The following is a 15,899-nucleotide window of genomic DNA, read 5'->3' on the forward strand; positions in this document are numbered from 1 at the left end:
CGAGTTAAATCCGGCTAACGCCGAGAAGGCATGATCTACATAAATGAAAACTGACGGACTCAGGTGGCTATCACATAGAGCCGCCGCGTGAAGCAATCCTCCTTGACGAGCAGGGCAACATCACGCGGGGTACGTGGAGCAATGTTTGGCAACAATGTCACCCCACTATCGCCGCAAACCCAGCCCGGATCTTCTCTTCCGGCAACTCATCGGCAATGAACACGATCACGCTTTCGCGCGGCTCGCCTTCTGCCCACTCGGCATCCCAGTCGAAGCCGTACAGTTTGAGCACGCCCTGAAACACCATCTTGCGCGGCTCGTCTTCGATGTTGAGCACGCCCTTGTAGCGCAGCAGTTGCTTGCCGTGGTCTTCGAGCAGTTCATTCATGAACTCGCTGAGGCGGTCCAGGTTCAGCGGTTTTTCGCTGCGCAGCACCAGGCTGGTGATGCGGTCGCTGGATTGGCCGGCCGGGGCCAACGGGCGCAAGGTCATGCCGCCGCCGAGGTCGGCGTTGAGGTTGAAGCCGCGCACGTCGAGCAGCTCGGCCAGATCGATCTTGCCGTGATCGACCGTGCGAATCGCGGCGCGGCGGTTGATGCGGGTCAGGCGTGCGCTGAGCGCATCGAAGGCTGCGTCGTCGACCAGATCACGCTTGCTGACCAGCAATCGGTCGGCAAAACCGATCTGCGCCTGGGCGATGGTTTGCGCCAGGTGGGTATCGGCGTGGGCGGCGTCGACCAGGGTGATGATGCCGTCGAGGATGTAACGCTCGCGAAGCTCTTCATCGATGAAGAAGGTCTGCGCGACGGGTGCCGGATCAGCCAGCCCGGTGCACTCGATCACCAGCCGGTCGAAAACGATTTCGCCACTGTCCAGACGCTCCAGCAACAGGTAGAGCGCCTTGGTCAGGTCGGTGTGGATGGTGCAGCATACGCAACCGTTGGACAGGGTCATGATCTGCACAGGGTCGGTGCCGAGCAACTGGCTGTCGATACCGGCATCGCTGAATTCGTTTTCGATCACGGCGATTTTCAGGCCGTGTTCGGCCTTGAGCAGGTGGCGCAGCAAGGTGGTTTTGCCTGCGCCCAGAAAACCGGTGAGCACGGTCACGGGGATGGGTTGCAACTCAGTCATAAGGCTCCTGGCGTGATGCATTCAGCTGAAATGAAAACGCGCCACAGGTGATGGCCTGCGGCGCGTCGGGTCGAACAATAACGCAGATCAGAGGATCAGCAGCACTTCGGCCCGCCCTTGCCGCCGTAACGCGCCTCTTGCCGCTCCCGAAAGAACTGTTCGTAGGTCATCATCGGCTTGTCCGGATGAGTGTTCTGCATGTGCTCGACGTAGGTGTCGTAGTCGGGCATGCCCACCATCAGGCGCGCGGCCTGACCTAGGTATTTGCCGAGGCGACTCAGGTCATTGAACATGGGCAAATCCTTTGTGGATAACCATCATCACACTTGCGACGCGGGCGGCATGGCCTGATAGGGAGCTTCCTTGTCGGTGCGCGCCTTGGTGCTCCAGGCCGCGCGGCCGACCTTGATGGCATAGAACAGGATGCTGAACACCACGAACAGGAACAACACGGTCAACCCGGCGTTGGTGTAGGCGTTGAAAATCACGTGCTGCATCTGATCCATGGTCTTGGCCGGGGCCAGAATCTGACCGGCATCCGCGGCGGCGCTGTATTTCTTGGCCAGGGCCAGGAAGCCGACCGCAGGGTTGGCGTCGAACAGTTTGATCAGGCCCGCCGTCACCGTGCAGATCAACAGCCAGACGGCAGGCAGCATGGTCACCCACACATAGCGCTGACGCTTCATTTTGATCAGCACTACGCTGGCCAGCATCAGGGCGATACCGGCAAGCATCTGGTTGGAGATACCGAACAGCGGCCACAAAGTGTTGATCCCGCCTAATGGGTCGATCACGCCCTGATACAGCAGATAACCCCACAGCGCCACGCAACCACCGGTGCCGATGGCGTTGGCGGTCCAGGACTCGGTGCGTTTCAGAGCTGGAACGAAGCTGCCCAGCAAGTCCTGCAGCATGAAGCGGCCGGCACGCGTACCGGCATCAACGGCCGTCAGAATGAACAGCGCTTCAAACAGAATCGCGAAGTGATACCAGAACGCCATGGTGTTTTCGCCGGGCAGCGCCTGGTGCAGGATCTGCGCGATACCCACCGCCAGCGTCGGCGCACCACCGGCACGGGCCAGAATGGTGTTTTCACCGATGTCTTTGGCGACCGCCGTCAATTGCTCCGGCGTGATGATAAAGCCCCAGCTGGAAACCGTTTGCGCAACCGTCACTACGTCGCTGCCGACCACCGCAGCCGGGCTGTTCATGGCGAAGTACACGCCCGGCTCGATCACCGAAGCGGCGACCATCGCCATGATGGCAACGAACGACTCCATCAGCATGCCGCCGTAACCGATGTAGCGGGCGTTCTTTTCGTTATCCAGCAACTTGGGCGTGGTGCCCGAGGAAATCAGAGCATGGAACCCCGATACGGCGCCGCACGCGATGGTGATGAACAGGAACGGGAACAGGGCGCCCTTCCAGACCGGGCCAGTGCCGTTGGTGAACTGGGTCAGGGCGGGCATTTTCAGCTCGGGTGCCAGCACCAGAATGCCGATTGCCAGTGCCAGAATGGTGCCGATTTTCAGGAAGGTCGACAGGTAGTCACGCGGAGCCAGCAGCAGCCAGACCGGCAGCATTGCGGCTACAAAGCCGTAGCCCACCAGCATCCAGGTGATCTGGATGCCGGTAAAGGTGAACATCGGCCCCCAGGTCGGATCAGCCGCAACCACGCCGCCGACCCAGATAGAACCCAGCAACAGAATCACGCCGACAATGGAGATTTCACCAATGCGGCCCGGGCGGATGTAGCGCATGTAAATGCCCATGAACATCGCAATCGGGATCGTCGCCATAACCGTGAACATGCCCCACGGGCTTTCGGCCAGGGCTTTGACCACGATCAGCGCCAGCACCGCAAGGATGATGATCATGATCAGGAAGCAGCCGAACAAGGCGATGGTGCCGGGAATACGGCCCATTTCCTCGCGAACCATGTCGCCCAGCGAGCGACCGTCGCGGCGCGTGGAGAGGAACAGGATCATGAAGTCCTGCACCGCACCGGCCAATACCACACCGGCAATCAGCCAGAGCGTGCCGGGCAGATAGCCCATCTGCGCAGCCAGAACCGGACCGACCAGCGGGCCGGCGCCAGCAATGGCAGCAAAGTGGTGACCGAACAGGATGTGTTTGTTGGTCGGCACGTAGTCCAGACCGTCATTGTTGACCACCGCCGGTGTCGCGCGCAGCGGATCAAGCTGCATGACGTGAGTGGCGATGAAAAGACTGTAGTAACGATAAGCAACCAGATAAATAGCCACCGCAGCGACCACTATCCACAAGGCGTTGATCGCCTCTCCGCGACGCAAGGCCACGACCCCAAGAGCACATGCTCCGACAATTGCAACGATGAGCCATGGAACATGGCGCATCAGGCTATTATTATTTTTCATTTTATTATTCCAGCAGAGTTGACTAGAAGGCTAGCAGTGCGAGTTTAGCGCCGCTTCAGCGAAAGACCACCCCCAACCATGGTCTAGGTCGAAATTTGATCAATTGCGGCAGATACCCGGCATAGAGGGCTGGAATAGTGCCTGGAGATGGTTCCCGGATCACAAAACGCTCATGTGGAACTGTTCTGTAAGGGTTTTCAGGTCTATCGTGCATAAACATCAACACTGATCAGAAAACAACCTGCCCGCTGATGCCTGCAGCGACTGACAAGAGAGCCACTCGATGACCGACTCACACGAAGATCGACGTCGTTTCAAACGCATTGCCTTCGATGCCAAGACCAAGCTCAAGCAAGGCGAGCAACACTGGAACGTGACGCTGGTCGATCTGTCTTTGAAAGGCATGCTGATCGAGCGACCCGAGCCATGGACCGGCGATCCGGAGCAGACGTTTGACGTCGATATCATTCTCAGTAATGACACGCACGTAAAAATGGATGTTGCTATTACTCACGATAACAATCGGCAACTCGGGTTTGTCTGCCGGCACATCAGCCTGGACTCGATCAGCCACCTCAAGCGCCTGGTCGAGCTGAACCTGGGCGATCAGGCCGAACTGGACCGTGAGCTGGCGGCGCTGATCGAACTCTAGAATCGAACTGCGTTATTCGAACAGTGCGTCGAGTGCCTGCTCAAGCCGCGTGACGGCAATGATCTGCAAGCCGGGAGGCGCTTCTTTCGGCGCATTGCCTTTCGGCACGATGGCCCGCTTGAAGCCATGCTTGGCGGCTTCCTTGAGACGCTCCTGGCCGCTCGGCACCGGACGCACTTCGCCAGACAGCCCGACTTCGCCGAACACCAGCAAGTCATGCGGCAGCGGGCGATTGCGCAGGCTGGACATGACGGCCGCCATCAACGCCAGATCCGACGCCGTTTCCAGCACTTTCACGCCGCCGACCACGTTGAGAAACACGTCCTGATCGTGGGTCGGAATGCCGCCGTGTCGGTGCAACACCGCCAGCAGCATCGCCAGTCGATTCTGATCCAGCCCCAGGGTGACCCGGCGCGGGTTGGACATGTGGCTGTCATCCACCAGCGCCTGAACTTCCACGAGCATCGGACGCGTGCCTTCCCAGGTGGCCATGACCACGCTGCCGGGCACTTCTTCCTGCGCGCGGGTCAGGAAAATCGCCGATGGGTTGGAGACTTCTTTCAAGCCCTTGTCAGTCATGCCGAACACACCCAGCTCGTTGACTGCGCCGAAACGGTTTTTCACTGCCCGCAGCAAGCGCAAACGCCCGTCCGACTCGCCTTCGAAATACAGCACGGTGTCGACCATGTGCTCCAGAACGCGAGGACCGGCCAGCGCACCTTCCTTGGTGACGTGACCGACCAGAAAGATCGCCGTACCGCTCTGTTTCGCGTAACGCACCAGCAAGGCGGCACTTTCGCGAACCTGTGACACGCCGCCCGGTGCGGACTGCAATTGCTCGGTGAAGATCGTCTGGATCGAGTCGATCACCATCACCTTGGGTTTCTCGACCTTGGCCGTGGCGATGATGGTTTCGATGCAGGTTTCGGTCATGACGCGCAGCTTGTCCTGCGGCAGGCCAAGACGGCGGGCGCGCATGGCGACCTGCTGCTGGGACTCTTCGCCGGTGACATACAGCGCCGGCATGCGCTGGGCGATATTGCAGAGGGTCTGCAACAGAATCGTCGACTTGCCAATACCGGGATCGCCACCGATCAACACCACCGAGCCGTCCACCAGACCGCCACCAAGCACGCGATCCAGTTCGGCGGAGTTGGTGGAAAAACGCGGGATCTCTTCGACGCTGACTTCCGCCAGGGTCCTGATCTGTGCCTGCGAGCCGGTCCAGCCGGTACGTCCGCTGGGCGGCGCGGCGGCACCGCTTTCAATCATCGTTTCGACCAGTGTGTTCCAGGCACCGCAATCGGCGCACTGGCCCGCCCACTTGGGAAATGTCGCGCCGCACTCGGTGCAGCCGTACAAGCGTTTGGCCTTGGCCATGACAACCCCAGTCGTAAAAACGCCCATGATAACGCAGGTTGCAGCGCCTGCGACCCTGCTCGACGAAGCCCGGCTTCTGAAAACCGGATCAAACTTACCCAGACAGCTCCGGTCGATTGAACGTAGACCGGGCGGCAATAGCACGGCTGGGCTACACTCAACTGGATCAAATTTATCTGTTACAAGGAATTACCCCATGAGCGTGCTTACAGAATTCAAGGCATTCGCGGTCAAAGGTAACGTGGTCGATATGGCCGTCGGTATCATCATTGGCGCGGCATTCGGCAAAATTGTTTCTTCGTTCGTCGGCGACGTCATCATGCCGCCGCTTGGCCTGTTGATCGGCGGTGTGGACTTCAGCGACCTCGCCGTTACCCTGCGCCCCGCGCAAGGCACGGCACCTGCGGTACTGCTGGCTTACGGTAAGTTCATCCAGACGGTCATCGACTTCATCATCGTTGCATTCGCGATCTTCATGGGCGTCAAGGCCATCAACCGCCTGAAGCGCGAAGAAGCCAAAGCCCCTACTCTGCCGCCAACACCGTCCAAACAGGAAGTGCTGCTGAGCGAGATCCGTGATCTGCTCAAGGCACAGAACACACCAGCGGCGCCGATTACCGTGGACCCTGCTCGTCCGCTCTGATTAATAGCCCGGAAAACGGGGTTTCTGCCCGGAGGGCGCAGGAGCGGACCGGGCGACGCTTCGCCTGGTCTGCTTCCGCTATCCCTGCCCTACCAATACGTCTCCACCGCCACCTGCCCCGGTTTGCGTGACAGGCTCAAGCGCATATCGCGCTGTTTGAGCAATGCCCGCGTGTCGTCGATCATCTGCGGATTGCCGCACAGCATCACCCGCGAATGTTCAGGCGTCAGCGCCATACCGGCAGCCCGTTCAAGCTCGCCGTTTTCGATCAGTTGCGTGATCCGCCCATTCAGCGCGCCCGGATGTTGCTCGCGGGTAACTGTCGGCAGGAACAGGAACTTGTGCGCGTATTCAGCCAGGTACTCTCGCTGCATCAGTTCGCTGATCAGTGGCTGATAGGCCAGCTCGCAGGACTCGCGAACGCTGTACACCAGTATCACCCGCTCGAATTTCTCCCAGACTTCGAAGTCCTGAAGGATCGACAGAAACGGCGCGACGCCTGTGCCTGTGGATAACAACCAGAGATCGCGGCCGTCGACAAATCGGTCCAGTGTCAGATAACCGAACGCCTGCTTCTCGACCATCAGGCTGTCGCCCTCACGCAGACGGCTCAGTTCGCTGGTGAATTCGCCACCCGGCACCACGATGGAAAAGAATTCCAGAAACTCGTCATGAGGCGACGACACCATCGAATAGGCGCGCCACACGGTCGTGCCGTCAGCCTTGGTCACACCGAGTCGGGCGAACTGCCCTGCCCGAAATCGAAAACCGGAATCACGCGTGGTGCGCAGGGTGAACAGATTGGGGGTCAACGGCGTGACGCGTTGCAGTGTCTGCCGTGTGAACTTGTCTTCGCTGACGGTCATGGTGCGCCTCGGACTCCTGAACATGAAAAGCAGACCGCCAGTGTCCCGCAAAGCACGCTCGATAAACACCGGCTGTTTGTGTTGACTTGCCACAGCCCGCGACCTGCATGCACAGAAAATGCACGCCGCTGTTAGAGCATTTGGTTCTTGAAGCGTGCAACAACCGTCTGCATGCAATACCGCACATGGCGACAAGGCCTCTGCCTCGGGGTTTTCAGCCTGAGCGAAGCGTGTACTAAAGAAAGTGCCATCATCCCATCCGTCAGCCCGGGTTTGCGGCTCATGAATGGCCGACATTTGTTTCCTAGACTGGAACACATACAGCAGGGTATCGCTGTCCAGGGGACGGAGGCTTCATGAAAACCATGGAAATCAATTTTTTACAGCCCTCGCCAGCCAAACACCTGACACAGAGAGAAATAGAAGTCCTCAAGTGGTCCGCTGAAGGTAAAACGGCTGGCGACATCGCAATCATTCTTTGCCTCAAGGAGCGCACTATTCACTTCCACATTGCCAGCGCCATTCAAAAAATGGGCGTATGCAACAAAACCGCCGCCGCTGTACAGGCAGCGTTGAGCGGGATGTTCTGATAAAGCCCGCAGTCAAACCGCAATATGCAGATATCCAACGGAAAACGACGTAAAATCGACCGCGTCATCGAGCCCGCCAGTCGTCGGGCTCGTTGGCCCTCCTTCGATTGCACAGAGTTTTCCCACCAATGCCCCTGCTCATCAGTCCCTTCGCTGAACTTGATCTCATTCGCCAGCCCGAGCAACAGGATGAACCGCTACAGGCATTCGACGCCGCTGACGAATACCTGCTCAATCATGTTGCAGAGAGCGGTCTGAACCTGCAAAGCCGTGTGCTGGTGCTCAACGACAGTTTTGGCGCGCTGGCGGCCAGTCTGGCCCGTCACGCGTCAGTGGTCAGCAGCAGTGACTCGTTTCTGGCGGCGCAAGGGCTGGAGAAAAATCTGGCACGCAACGGGATGAGCTATGACGCCGTACCACTGATCCCGGCCAGCGAGCCCTTGACCGGGCCCTTCGACTGGGTGCTGATTCGGGTGCCCAAGACACTGGCGCTGCTGGAGGAACAACTGATCCGCCTGCAAGGCCAACTGGCGCCCGGCGCTCGCGTGGTGGCGGCGGCCATGGTCAAGCACCTGCCACGCTCGGCGGGTGATTTGCTGGAAGAATACATAGGGCCGGTGCAGGCTTCGCTGGCAGTGAAAAAGGCGCGCCTGCTGTTCGTGACACCAGAGACCAAAGCGCTGCGCACGTCACCCTACCCGACCCGCTATACGCTGGACGAGCCCGCCATCGAACTGCTCAATCACCCCAACGTGTTCTGCCGCGACGGGCTGGATATCGGTACGCGGGCGTTCCTGCCGTTCCTGCCCAAAAACCTTGGCGCGGCACGGGTCGCGGACTTGGGTTGCGGCAATGGCGTGCTGGCGATTGCCAATGCGCTGGACAATCCGCAGGCGCATTACACGTTGGTGGACGAGTCGTTCATGGCCGTGCGGTCGGCTGCCGAGAACTGGCGGGCAGCCTTCGGTGAGCGCGATGCGGTGATTCGCGCGGCAGACGGGCTGGAAGGCCAGGAGCCTGACTCGCTGGATGTCGTACTGTGTAACCCGCCGTTTCACCAGCAGCAGGTGGTCGGTGATTTCCTCGCCTGGCGGATGTTCCTTCAGGCGCGCGCCGCACTGGTCACCGGTGGCGCGCTGTATATCGTCGGCAATCGCCACCTGGGTTATCACACCAAACTGTCGCGCCTGTTCCGGGGCGTCGAGCAGGTCGCGGCCACTCCTAAATTCGTGATTCTCAAAGCCCGTAAATAGGCCCCGCAGAGGGCAAAAAAAGACCCTCTTGCCACACCGGGCGGCAAGAGGGTCGCAAAATGTGTCCGCAGACACGAACGGGAATTCAGAGCTTCAGAATCAGTGCGTCGTCAGGCCCGCAGCGCTCATGAACATGCGCATAAGGCTGGCGACGATGAACAGCGCAAACACGCTGCCCGCCCAAATACCGACCAGCCACGCCAGTCGTTGCCAGAGCGGCTTGCTCAGCGCTGGATCCGGGTCGTGCAGGGAATTTTTACCAGACATCGTCATTCTCCTCGGTTCGGACTAGTGATAACCGTCTTCGGCTGTCACCTTGCCGCGGAACACGTAATAGCTCCAGAAGGTGTAGCCCAGGATGAACGGAATGATGAACAGCGTGCCGACCAGCATGAAACCCTGGCTTTGCGGCGGTGCAGCTGCCTGCCAGATCGAGACCGCAGGCGGGATGATGTTCGGCCACAGGCTGATGCCCAGCCCGCTGTAACCCAGAAAGATCAGCAGCAGGGTCAGCAGGAATGGCGTGTAGTGAGCATTGCGCGCGACGGCCTTGAACAATCCGTACATGGTCACCAGCACCAGAATCGGCACCGGCATGAACCAGAACAGGTTAGGCATGCTGAACCAGCGATGCGCGATGTCCGCATGGGCCAGCGGCGTCCACAGGCTGACCACCGCCATGACCGCCAATACCGCCAGCGCCAGAGGGCGCGCCAGGTCATGCATCGCCTTCTGCAACGGGCCTTCGGTTTTCATAATCAGCCAGGTGCAGCCCAGCAGCGCGTAGGCAACGATCAGGGCCAGACCGCAGAACATCGGGAACGGCGAGAGCCAGTCCAGCGAGCCGCCTGCAAACTGGCGATTGACCACGGGAATGCCTTCGATATAAGCCCCTAGCGCCACGCCTTGAAAGAAGGTCGCCGCCAGTGAGCCGCCGATGAAGGCCTTGTCCCACCAGTGACGCTTCAGTTCGGTCGCCTTGAAGCGAAACTCGAATGCCACGCCGCGAAAGATCAGGCCCATGAGCATGAACATCAGCGGCAGATACAGCGCCGACAACACCACCGAGTAGGCCAGCGGGAACGCGCCGAACAGCGCTGCGCCGCCCAGTACCAGCCAGGTTTCGTTGCCGTCCCAGACCGGCGCAACGGTGTTCATCATCACGTCGCGGTCGTGACTTTCCTTCATGAACGGGAAGAGAATCCCGATGCCCAGATCGAAGCCATCCATCACCACGTACATCATGATGCCGAAGACGATGATGATGGCCCAGATCAGCGGAAGATCGATACCCATGGCTTAATTCCCCTTGCCGAGACGGTCAGAATTGTCGCCATCTTCTTCGCCTTCAACAGCGGCGGAGAGCGGACGGGCCGGTGTGCGTTTCTGGCCGGGACCACCATGAGGTACATGCTCGACGTAGGCTTTCGGCCCTTTGCGGACCAGCCGCATCATGTAGCCAAGGCCTGTACCGAACAGCACGAAGTAGACGACCACGAACAGCACCAGGGTGATGCTCATCTGCGCCACGCTATGCCCGGACGAAGCATCGGCGGTGCGCATCAGGCCGTACACGACCCAGGGCTGACGGCCGATTTCGGTGGTGAACCAGCCGGCCAGGATCGCAACCAGGCCCGACGGCCCCATCCACAGCGCCAGGTACAGGAACGGACGCGAGCTATACAGTGTGCCGCGCTTGCGCAGCCAGAGGCTCCAAAGGCCGGTGAAGATCATCAACATGCCAAGGGCGACCATGACCCGGAACGACCAGAACACGATCAGCGAATTCGGGCGGTCCTCAGGCTTGAATTCCTTGAGCGCCGGCACTTGTTTGTCGAGGCTGTGGGTCAGGATCAGACTGCCCAGGTACGGAATTTCGACCTTGTACTTGGTGCGCTCTTCCTTCATGTCGGGGATGCCGAACAGGATCAGCGGGGTCGGCTCGTCGCCAATGTTTTCCCAGTGACCTTCGATGGCGGCAATTTTTGCGGGCTGATGCTTGAGCGTATTCAGCCCGTGGAAGTCACCGACCACTGCCTGAATCGGCGCCACCAGCAAGGCCATCCACATGGCCATCGACAGCATTTTGCGCACGGCGGGCGTGTCACGACCGCGCAGCAAGTGCCAGGCCGCCGACGAGCCGACAAAGAACGCCGTCGCAACGAATGCAGCAATCGCCATGTGTGTCAGGCGGTACGGGAACGACGGGTTGAAGACCACCGCGAACCAGTCAGTCGGGATCACCCGGCCATCGATGATTTCAAAACCTTGCGGGGTCTGCATCCAGCTGTTGGACGACAGAATCCAGAACGTCGAAATCAGCGTGCCGATGGCAACCATTACCGTGGAAAAGAAGTGCAGGTTACGGCCAACGCGATTCCAGCCGAACAGCATCACGCCAAGGAAGCCGGCTTCGAGGAAGAACGCGGTCAGCACCTCGTAGGTCAGCAGCGGGCCGGTGACGGCGCCGGCAAAATCAGAGAAACGGCTCCAGTTGGTGCCGAATTGGTAGGCCATGACCAGCCCGGACACCACGCCCATGCCGAAGTTGACGGCAAAGATCTTGGACCAGAAGTGGTACAGGTCACGGTAGACGTCGTCGCGGGTCTTCAGCCACAGGCCTTCGAGCACAGCCAGGTAACTTGCCAGACCGATGGTGATGGCAGGAAACAGGATGTGGAACGAAATCGTGAATGCGAACTGAATTCGGGCGAGATCGATAGCCTCTAAACCGAACATAGAATGTTCCTCTCTCAGATGAAACCTGCTGCCGCCTGAAGGCCAACAGCGATTGCCCCCACGGTGATGAGTGCTAATGTTTCTTTTTATGCAGCGTTTTCGAAGAAGAAAACGCTGGTCGATTCATCGTTCGCTGCCTTAGGGCAATGACATGGATCAATCGACAATGAAAGAGTAGACCTGTTCAGCCCGTTGAGCCGTGTGGTCTATTGTCGCGTGGCGGGATGTCTCACCTTTGCCTGCGGATCGAAGAGGCCGGTGCAAACGCTGAATATTCAGGATCAGTCAGTCTGTCTTCGCGAGCAAGCGAAGCGTCGCCCGGCTCCCACAGAGGCAGCGTACCCGCGTGTGGGAGTGAGCTTGCTCACGAAGAGGCCGGTGCAAACGCTGAATATCCAGGATCAGTCAGCCTGTCTTCGCGAGCAAGCGAAGCGTCGCCCGGCTCCCACAGAGGCCTCCTGTCGTAATGGCCGGAGCCCTGTTACAACAGCTTATCCAGCGTGATCGGAAACTCGCGTATCCGTTTACCCGTCGCGTGGTAGATCGCGTTGGCGATCGCCGCAGGCACACCGACGATGCCGATCTCGCCAACGCCTTTGGAGCCAAGCGCGTTGACGATCTCGTCGTGCTCTTCGACAAACAGCACGTCGATGTCACCAATATCCGCGTTCACCGGAATGTGGTACTCGGCCAGGCTATGGTTCATCGGCCGACCCAGATCATGATCAAGCATAGCTTCTTCGTGCAACGCCATGCCCATTCCCCAGACAACGCCCCCCAGAATCTGGCTGCGGGCCATCTTCGGATTGACCACCCGGCCCGCCGCCACGGCGCTGACCACACGATTGACCTTGACGGTGCCCAGGTCCTCATCGACCAGCACCTCGACGAACACCGCAGAGTGCGTGGCAGCCGCATAAGCTTCGCGCTTCTTGTCCGGTTCGGCATCGACCTGCACTTCAATCACGCCGCTGGCCTGCGACGCCGCCAACTCCGCCATCGACAGTGCCTGATCGCCCAGATACAGCTTGCCTGATTCAAACCGAACTTCATTCGGCGTGACTGAAGCAAACTGCGGATGCAGCCCTTTCGCCACTTCCAGCACCTGACGCTGCAAGGCCTGACAGGCCTGCTGCACCGCCGTACCGACTGAAGACACCGTGAACGAGCCACCCTGCAGCGGCGCGGTCGGCAGCGAAGAATCGCCCAGCAGGAACGTCACGTTCTGCACATCGATCCCCGAAGATTCAGCCGCGATCTGCGTCATGACCGTGTAAGTGCCGGTGCCGATATCGGTCGTGGCGCTGCTGACCACCAGCGTGCCGTCCGCTTCCAGACGCGCCTTGGCACTGGCCTTCATCTGCATGGCTTCCCAGACACCACCCGCCATGCCCCAGCCGACCAGTTGGCGACCCTGGCGCATGCTGCGCGGCTCCGGGTTGCGGCGCTCCCAGCCGAAACGCTCGGCGCCCTGGGTGTAGCATTCGCGCAGTTCCTTGCTGGAATACGGCTTGTCTTCGTTACCGTTGCGCTCGGCGTAGTTGGTCAGGCGCAGGCGCACCGGGTCGATGGCCAGCGCGCAGGCCAGTTCGTCCATGGCGCATTCCAGACCGATCATGCCCAACGCCGCACCCGGCGCACGCATGTCCAGCGGCGTGAAAACATCCAGCGGCACCAGCTTGTAGGTCAGTTGCACGTTGTCGCACTTGTAGAGCATGCCGCTCCATTCCACGACGTGCTCGCTGAAGTCCTCGAAACGCGAGGTCTGACCGATGGCTTCATGGCCTACAGCCAGCAGGCGACCATTGGCAGCAGCGCCCAGACGCAGACGCTGAACAGTGCGCGGGCGATAGCCAAAGGTGAACATCTGTTGACGGGTCAAGGTCAGGCGCACCGAACGCTTGAGGTGCAGCGCAGCCATCACCGCCAGCGGCAGTTGGTACTGCGGACGCAGGCCCGAACCGAACGCGCCGCCAACAAAAGCAGCCAGCACGCGGATCTTGTCTTTTTCCAGACCGAAGACCTTGTGCAGGTAGTCCTGACAGTTCTGCGTGCCCTGGGTTTTGTCATGGATCTGCAAGCTGCCGTCGGCCTGATAGAGGACGGTTGACGCATGCGGCTCCATCGGGTTGTGGTATTCGCTGGGCGTGCTGTAGGTCACGTCGACACTCAGCGCAGAACTGGCCAGCTCACCTTCGAAGTTGCCACGCGGCGGCGGCAGTTCGGCAGGTGCATCGTAGGCCGTGTCGAGCATGGTCTGCAGGTCGGTCTGGTGATCCTGCTGTGCGTATTCGATACGTACCAGCGAGCCCGCATGCCGCGCCAGTTCCAGCGTGTCGGCGACCACCAGCGCCAGCGGCTGACCGCTGTACAGCACTCTATCGTTGTACAGCGGGCGGAACGGCGAGCCGTCGGCCGAATCCGCGTCCTCATAATTCTCGTCGTAGCTGGCCAGCGACGGACGATTGGTGTGGTCCAGCACCGCAACAACGCCCGGCACCTTCATCGCTTCGCTGATATCGATGCTGACCACGCGACCGCTGGCGATGGTGCTGGAGACCACGCTGCCATGCAGCAAACCCTCTTCAGGGTATTCACCGGCGTAACGCGCGCCACCAGTCACTTTCAGTCGGCCGTCAACGCGGTCCACGGGTTTGCCCATTGGCGAAAATGGCTGGTTCATTGGGCGCTCCCTCCCGTTGCGGCATCGCTCAGGGCGCGAATGATCGCGCGGCGGGCCAGTCTGACTTTGAAACCGTTGTGCGCAAGCGGCTGCGCGCCTTCCAGCATGGCGTCGGCCACGGCGGCGAAGTTTTCGCGAGTAACCGGTTTGCCGATCAGCAGGCTCTCGACCGCCTTGTCACGCCACGGTTTGTGCGCAACGCCGCCCAAGGCCAGACGCACGTCGCGTATCACGCCATTATCGAGGTCGAGCGCAGCCGCGACCGAGACCAGCGCGAACGCATAGGACTGGCGATCACGGACCTTCAGATAAGCGCTGTTGCTGACGAAACGTGCCGCCGGCAGTTCAACGGCGGTGATCAGCTCGTCGTCAGCCAACTGGTTGTCACGCTCTGGTGCGTCGCCGGGCAGGCGGTGGAAATCCGCGAACTCGATGGTCCGCTTGCCAGCGCGCCCTTCTACATGCACCACGGCCTCGAGTGCCGCCAATGCCACGCACATGTCCGACGGGTGCGTCGCGACGCAGTCGTCGCTGGCACCAAGGATCGCGTGGATGCGATTGAGGCCTTCACGCGCCGGGCAACCGGTGCCCGGTTCGCGCTTGTTGCAGGGCACGCCGGTGTCGTAGAAATAGTAGCAACGGGTGCGCTGCAACAGATTGCCACCGGTACTGGCCATGTTGCGCAGTTGCGGCGAAGCACCTGCCAGCACGGCCTTGCTCAACAATGGATAGTTCTGTTCGATCAGCGGGTGATACGCCAGGTCGGCATTGCTGACCAGCGCACCGATCATCAGCCCGCCCGACGCGGTCTCGCTGACTTCGCGCAACGGCAGCCCGGTGATATCGATCAGGTGCTCGGGCCGCGCGACGTTTTCCTTCATCAGGTCCAGCAGGTTGGTGCCGCCCGCGATGAAACGTGTGGCCGGACCGCTCAGGTTGACGGCGGCGCTGACGTCGGTCGGCTTACTGTAGGTAAACGGATTCACGAGTTCACCTCCTGCTTGGGCGCAGCATTGTGGAACTGCGGCAGGGCGTCTTCGACGGCAGCGAGGATGTTGCTGTACGCGCCGCAGCGGCACAGGTTGCCGCTCATCAGTTCCTGAATCTCGGCGCGCGTGCTGGCGCGGCCTTCATTGGCGAGCCCGACGGCCGAACATATCTGGCCCGGCGTGCAATAGCCGCACTGGAACGCGTCATGCTTGATGAACGCCTGCTGCATCGGATGCAGTTGTTCGCCCTCGGCCAGGCCTTCGATCGTGGTCAGCTCGGCGCCGTCACACATGATCGCCAGCGTCAGGCAGGCATTGATGCGCGTACCCTCACGCAGCACGGTGCAAGCACCGCACTGGCCGTGGTCGCAACCTTTCTTGGTGCCAACCAGGTCGAGCTGATCACGCAGCAGGTCCAGCAGGGTGGTCCAGGGCAGCACGTCCAGTTGACGGCGCTGCCCATTGAGGGTCAAAGAAATCGCGTGGGTCGCGAAATCCTGGGGGTTCGGGGTCGTTGCACTCATGGAAACCTCACGGTAGGCGTTCACTTAGCGCACTTTTATGCGTCTTGAG

The 15,899-nt window shown here is 60.3% G+C and carries 15 protein-coding genes; 4 read left to right on the forward strand and 11 right to left on the reverse strand.

The features are described 5' to 3' along the window. Window positions 1–157 precede the first annotated feature (157 nt). The 3 genes from yjiA to ABJ99_RS11610 all read right to left on the reverse strand — a co-directional run bounded on the left by yjiA (window position 158) and on the right by ABJ99_RS11610 (window position 3,531). Window positions 158–1,135 carry a GTPase gene (yjiA, locus tag ABJ99_RS11600; protein ID WP_054085962.1) on the reverse strand — a complete coding sequence of 326 codons (978 nt, stop codon included), beginning with the start codon at window positions 1,133–1,135 and terminating at the stop codon, window positions 158–160. 95 nt (window positions 1,136–1,230) lie between these two features. After that, complete coding sequence (locus tag ABJ99_RS11605) at window positions 1,231–1,428, reverse strand: YbdD/YjiX family protein (protein WP_002555232.1); 198 nt, start codon at window positions 1,426–1,428, stop codon at window positions 1,231–1,233. Between the two features lie 27 nt (window positions 1,429–1,455). After that, window positions 1,456–3,531: a carbon starvation CstA family protein gene (locus ABJ99_RS11610; RefSeq protein ID WP_054085963.1), complete on the reverse strand. Its 2,076-nt coding sequence runs from the start codon at window positions 3,529–3,531 to the stop codon at window positions 1,456–1,458. Between the two features lie 283 nt (window positions 3,532–3,814). Here ABJ99_RS11610 and ABJ99_RS11615 point away from each other — a divergent pair, with 283 nt between their 5' ends. Then, window positions 3,815–4,183, forward strand: a complete 369-nt coding sequence (locus tag ABJ99_RS11615) for a PilZ domain-containing protein (protein ID WP_054085964.1) — start codon at window positions 3,815–3,817, stop codon at window positions 4,181–4,183. Between the two features lie 12 nt (window positions 4,184–4,195). On the opposite strand, the gene radA is transcribed toward ABJ99_RS11615, so the two are convergent. Beyond that, window positions 4,196–5,563, reverse strand: coding sequence for a DNA repair protein RadA (gene radA / locus ABJ99_RS11620; protein WP_003381736.1), 1,368 nt, complete (start codon window positions 5,561–5,563; stop codon window positions 4,196–4,198). 196 nt (window positions 5,564–5,759) lie between these two features. Here radA and mscL point away from each other — a divergent pair, with 196 nt between their 5' ends. Then, the gene (gene mscL / locus ABJ99_RS11625) at window positions 5,760–6,206 is read left to right on the forward strand and encodes a large-conductance mechanosensitive channel protein MscL (RefSeq protein WP_054085965.1); all 447 of its coding nucleotides are present in this window, start codon (window positions 5,760–5,762) and stop codon (window positions 6,204–6,206) included. An 89-nt stretch (window positions 6,207–6,295) separates the two neighbouring features. On the opposite strand, the gene ABJ99_RS11630 is transcribed toward mscL, so the two are convergent. Further along, window positions 6,296–7,072 (reverse strand): ferredoxin--NADP reductase, encoded by a 777-nt coding sequence (locus ABJ99_RS11630; RefSeq protein WP_054085966.1) that lies wholly within the window; start codon window positions 7,070–7,072, stop codon window positions 6,296–6,298. A 356-nt stretch (window positions 7,073–7,428) separates the two neighbouring features. Between ABJ99_RS11630 and ABJ99_RS26950 the strand changes: the two genes are divergently transcribed. After that, complete coding sequence (locus ABJ99_RS26950) at window positions 7,429–7,662, forward strand: helix-turn-helix domain-containing protein (protein WP_007252477.1); 234 nt, start codon at window positions 7,429–7,431, stop codon at window positions 7,660–7,662. A gap of 128 nt (window positions 7,663–7,790) precedes the next feature. Further along, on the forward strand, window positions 7,791–8,915 hold the full coding sequence (locus tag ABJ99_RS11640) for a methyltransferase (protein WP_054085967.1): 1,125 nt from the start codon (window positions 7,791–7,793) through the stop codon (window positions 8,913–8,915). A gap of 99 nt (window positions 8,916–9,014) precedes the next feature. Here ABJ99_RS11640 and ABJ99_RS11645 read toward each other — a convergent pair whose 3' ends face one another. The 6 genes from ABJ99_RS11645 to ABJ99_RS11670 form a co-directional block, all read right to left on the reverse strand. Next, window positions 9,015–9,182 carry a DUF2474 domain-containing protein gene (locus ABJ99_RS11645; RefSeq protein ID WP_007252479.1) on the reverse strand — a complete coding sequence of 56 codons (168 nt, stop codon included), beginning with the start codon at window positions 9,180–9,182 and terminating at the stop codon, window positions 9,015–9,017. A gap of 21 nt (window positions 9,183–9,203) precedes the next feature. After that, window positions 9,204–10,211: a cytochrome d ubiquinol oxidase subunit II gene (gene cydB, locus ABJ99_RS11650; RefSeq protein WP_054085968.1), complete on the reverse strand. Its 1,008-nt coding sequence runs from the start codon at window positions 10,209–10,211 to the stop codon at window positions 9,204–9,206. A gap of 3 nt (window positions 10,212–10,214) precedes the next feature. Beyond that, entirely contained in the window at window positions 10,215–11,654 is a 1,440-nt protein-coding gene (locus tag ABJ99_RS11655; RefSeq protein ID WP_054085969.1) for a cytochrome ubiquinol oxidase subunit I, read from the reverse strand. Window positions 11,655–12,135: 481 nt separating this feature from the next. Further along, window positions 12,136–14,337 carry a xanthine dehydrogenase family protein molybdopterin-binding subunit gene (locus tag ABJ99_RS11660; RefSeq protein WP_054085970.1) on the reverse strand — a complete coding sequence of 734 codons (2,202 nt, stop codon included), beginning with the start codon at window positions 14,335–14,337 and terminating at the stop codon, window positions 12,136–12,138. Continuing rightward, window positions 14,334–15,323, reverse strand: coding sequence for an FAD binding domain-containing protein (locus ABJ99_RS11665; RefSeq protein ID WP_054085971.1), 990 nt, complete (start codon window positions 15,321–15,323; stop codon window positions 14,334–14,336). The genes ABJ99_RS11660 and ABJ99_RS11665 overlap by 4 nt, the downstream gene beginning before the upstream one ends. After that, window positions 15,320–15,850, reverse strand: coding sequence for a (2Fe-2S)-binding protein (locus ABJ99_RS11670; RefSeq protein WP_054085972.1), 531 nt, complete (start codon window positions 15,848–15,850; stop codon window positions 15,320–15,322). Before ABJ99_RS11670 ends, ABJ99_RS11665 begins: the two co-directional genes overlap by 4 nt. Window positions 15,851–15,899: the final 49 nt, after the last annotated feature.

It is taken from the genome of Pseudomonas syringae pv. cilantro (assembly GCF_001293775.1).
In the GTDB taxonomy this organism is placed as follows: Bacteria; Pseudomonadota; Gammaproteobacteria; order Pseudomonadales; family Pseudomonadaceae; genus Aquipseudomonas; species Aquipseudomonas syringae_P.

What these genes read in the sequence shown, in the direction of transcription:
- ABJ99_RS11610 (WP_054085963.1), bottom strand. Translation starts at nt 3,531, where the DNA reads ATGAAAAATAATAATAGCCTGATGCGCCATGTTCCATGGCTCATCGTT.
- ABJ99_RS11670 (WP_054085972.1), bottom strand. Translation starts at nt 15,850, where the DNA reads ATGAGTGCAACGACCCCGAACCCCCAGGATTTCGCGACCCACGCGATT.
- ABJ99_RS11640 (WP_054085967.1), top strand. Translation starts at nt 7,791, where the DNA reads ATGCCCCTGCTCATCAGTCCCTTCGCTGAACTTGATCTCATTCGCCAG.
- ABJ99_RS11630 (WP_054085966.1), bottom strand. Translation starts at nt 7,072, where the DNA reads ATGACCGTCAGCGAAGACAAGTTCACACGGCAGACACTGCAACGCGTC.
- ABJ99_RS11655 (WP_054085969.1), bottom strand. Translation starts at nt 11,654, where the DNA reads ATGTTCGGTTTAGAGGCTATCGATCTCGCCCGAATTCAGTTCGCATTC.
- ABJ99_RS26950 (WP_007252477.1), top strand. Translation starts at nt 7,429, where the DNA reads ATGAAAACCATGGAAATCAATTTTTTACAGCCCTCGCCAGCCAAACAC.
- mscL (WP_054085965.1), top strand. Translation starts at nt 5,760, where the DNA reads ATGAGCGTGCTTACAGAATTCAAGGCATTCGCGGTCAAAGGTAACGTG.
- ABJ99_RS11645 (WP_007252479.1), bottom strand. Translation starts at nt 9,182, where the DNA reads ATGTCTGGTAAAAATTCCCTGCACGACCCGGATCCAGCGCTGAGCAAG.
- ABJ99_RS11605 (WP_002555232.1), bottom strand. Translation starts at nt 1,428, where the DNA reads ATGTTCAATGACCTGAGTCGCCTCGGCAAATACCTAGGTCAGGCCGCG.
- yjiA (WP_054085962.1), bottom strand. Translation starts at nt 1,135, where the DNA reads ATGACTGAGTTGCAACCCATCCCCGTGACCGTGCTCACCGGTTTTCTG.
- cydB (WP_054085968.1), bottom strand. Translation starts at nt 10,211, where the DNA reads ATGGGTATCGATCTTCCGCTGATCTGGGCCATCATCATCGTCTTCGGC.
- radA (WP_003381736.1), bottom strand. Translation starts at nt 5,563, where the DNA reads ATGGCCAAGGCCAAACGCTTGTACGGCTGCACCGAGTGCGGCGCGACA.
- ABJ99_RS11660 (WP_054085970.1), bottom strand. Translation starts at nt 14,337, where the DNA reads ATGAACCAGCCATTTTCGCCAATGGGCAAACCCGTGGACCGCGTTGAC.
- ABJ99_RS11615 (WP_054085964.1), top strand. Translation starts at nt 3,815, where the DNA reads ATGACCGACTCACACGAAGATCGACGTCGTTTCAAACGCATTGCCTTC.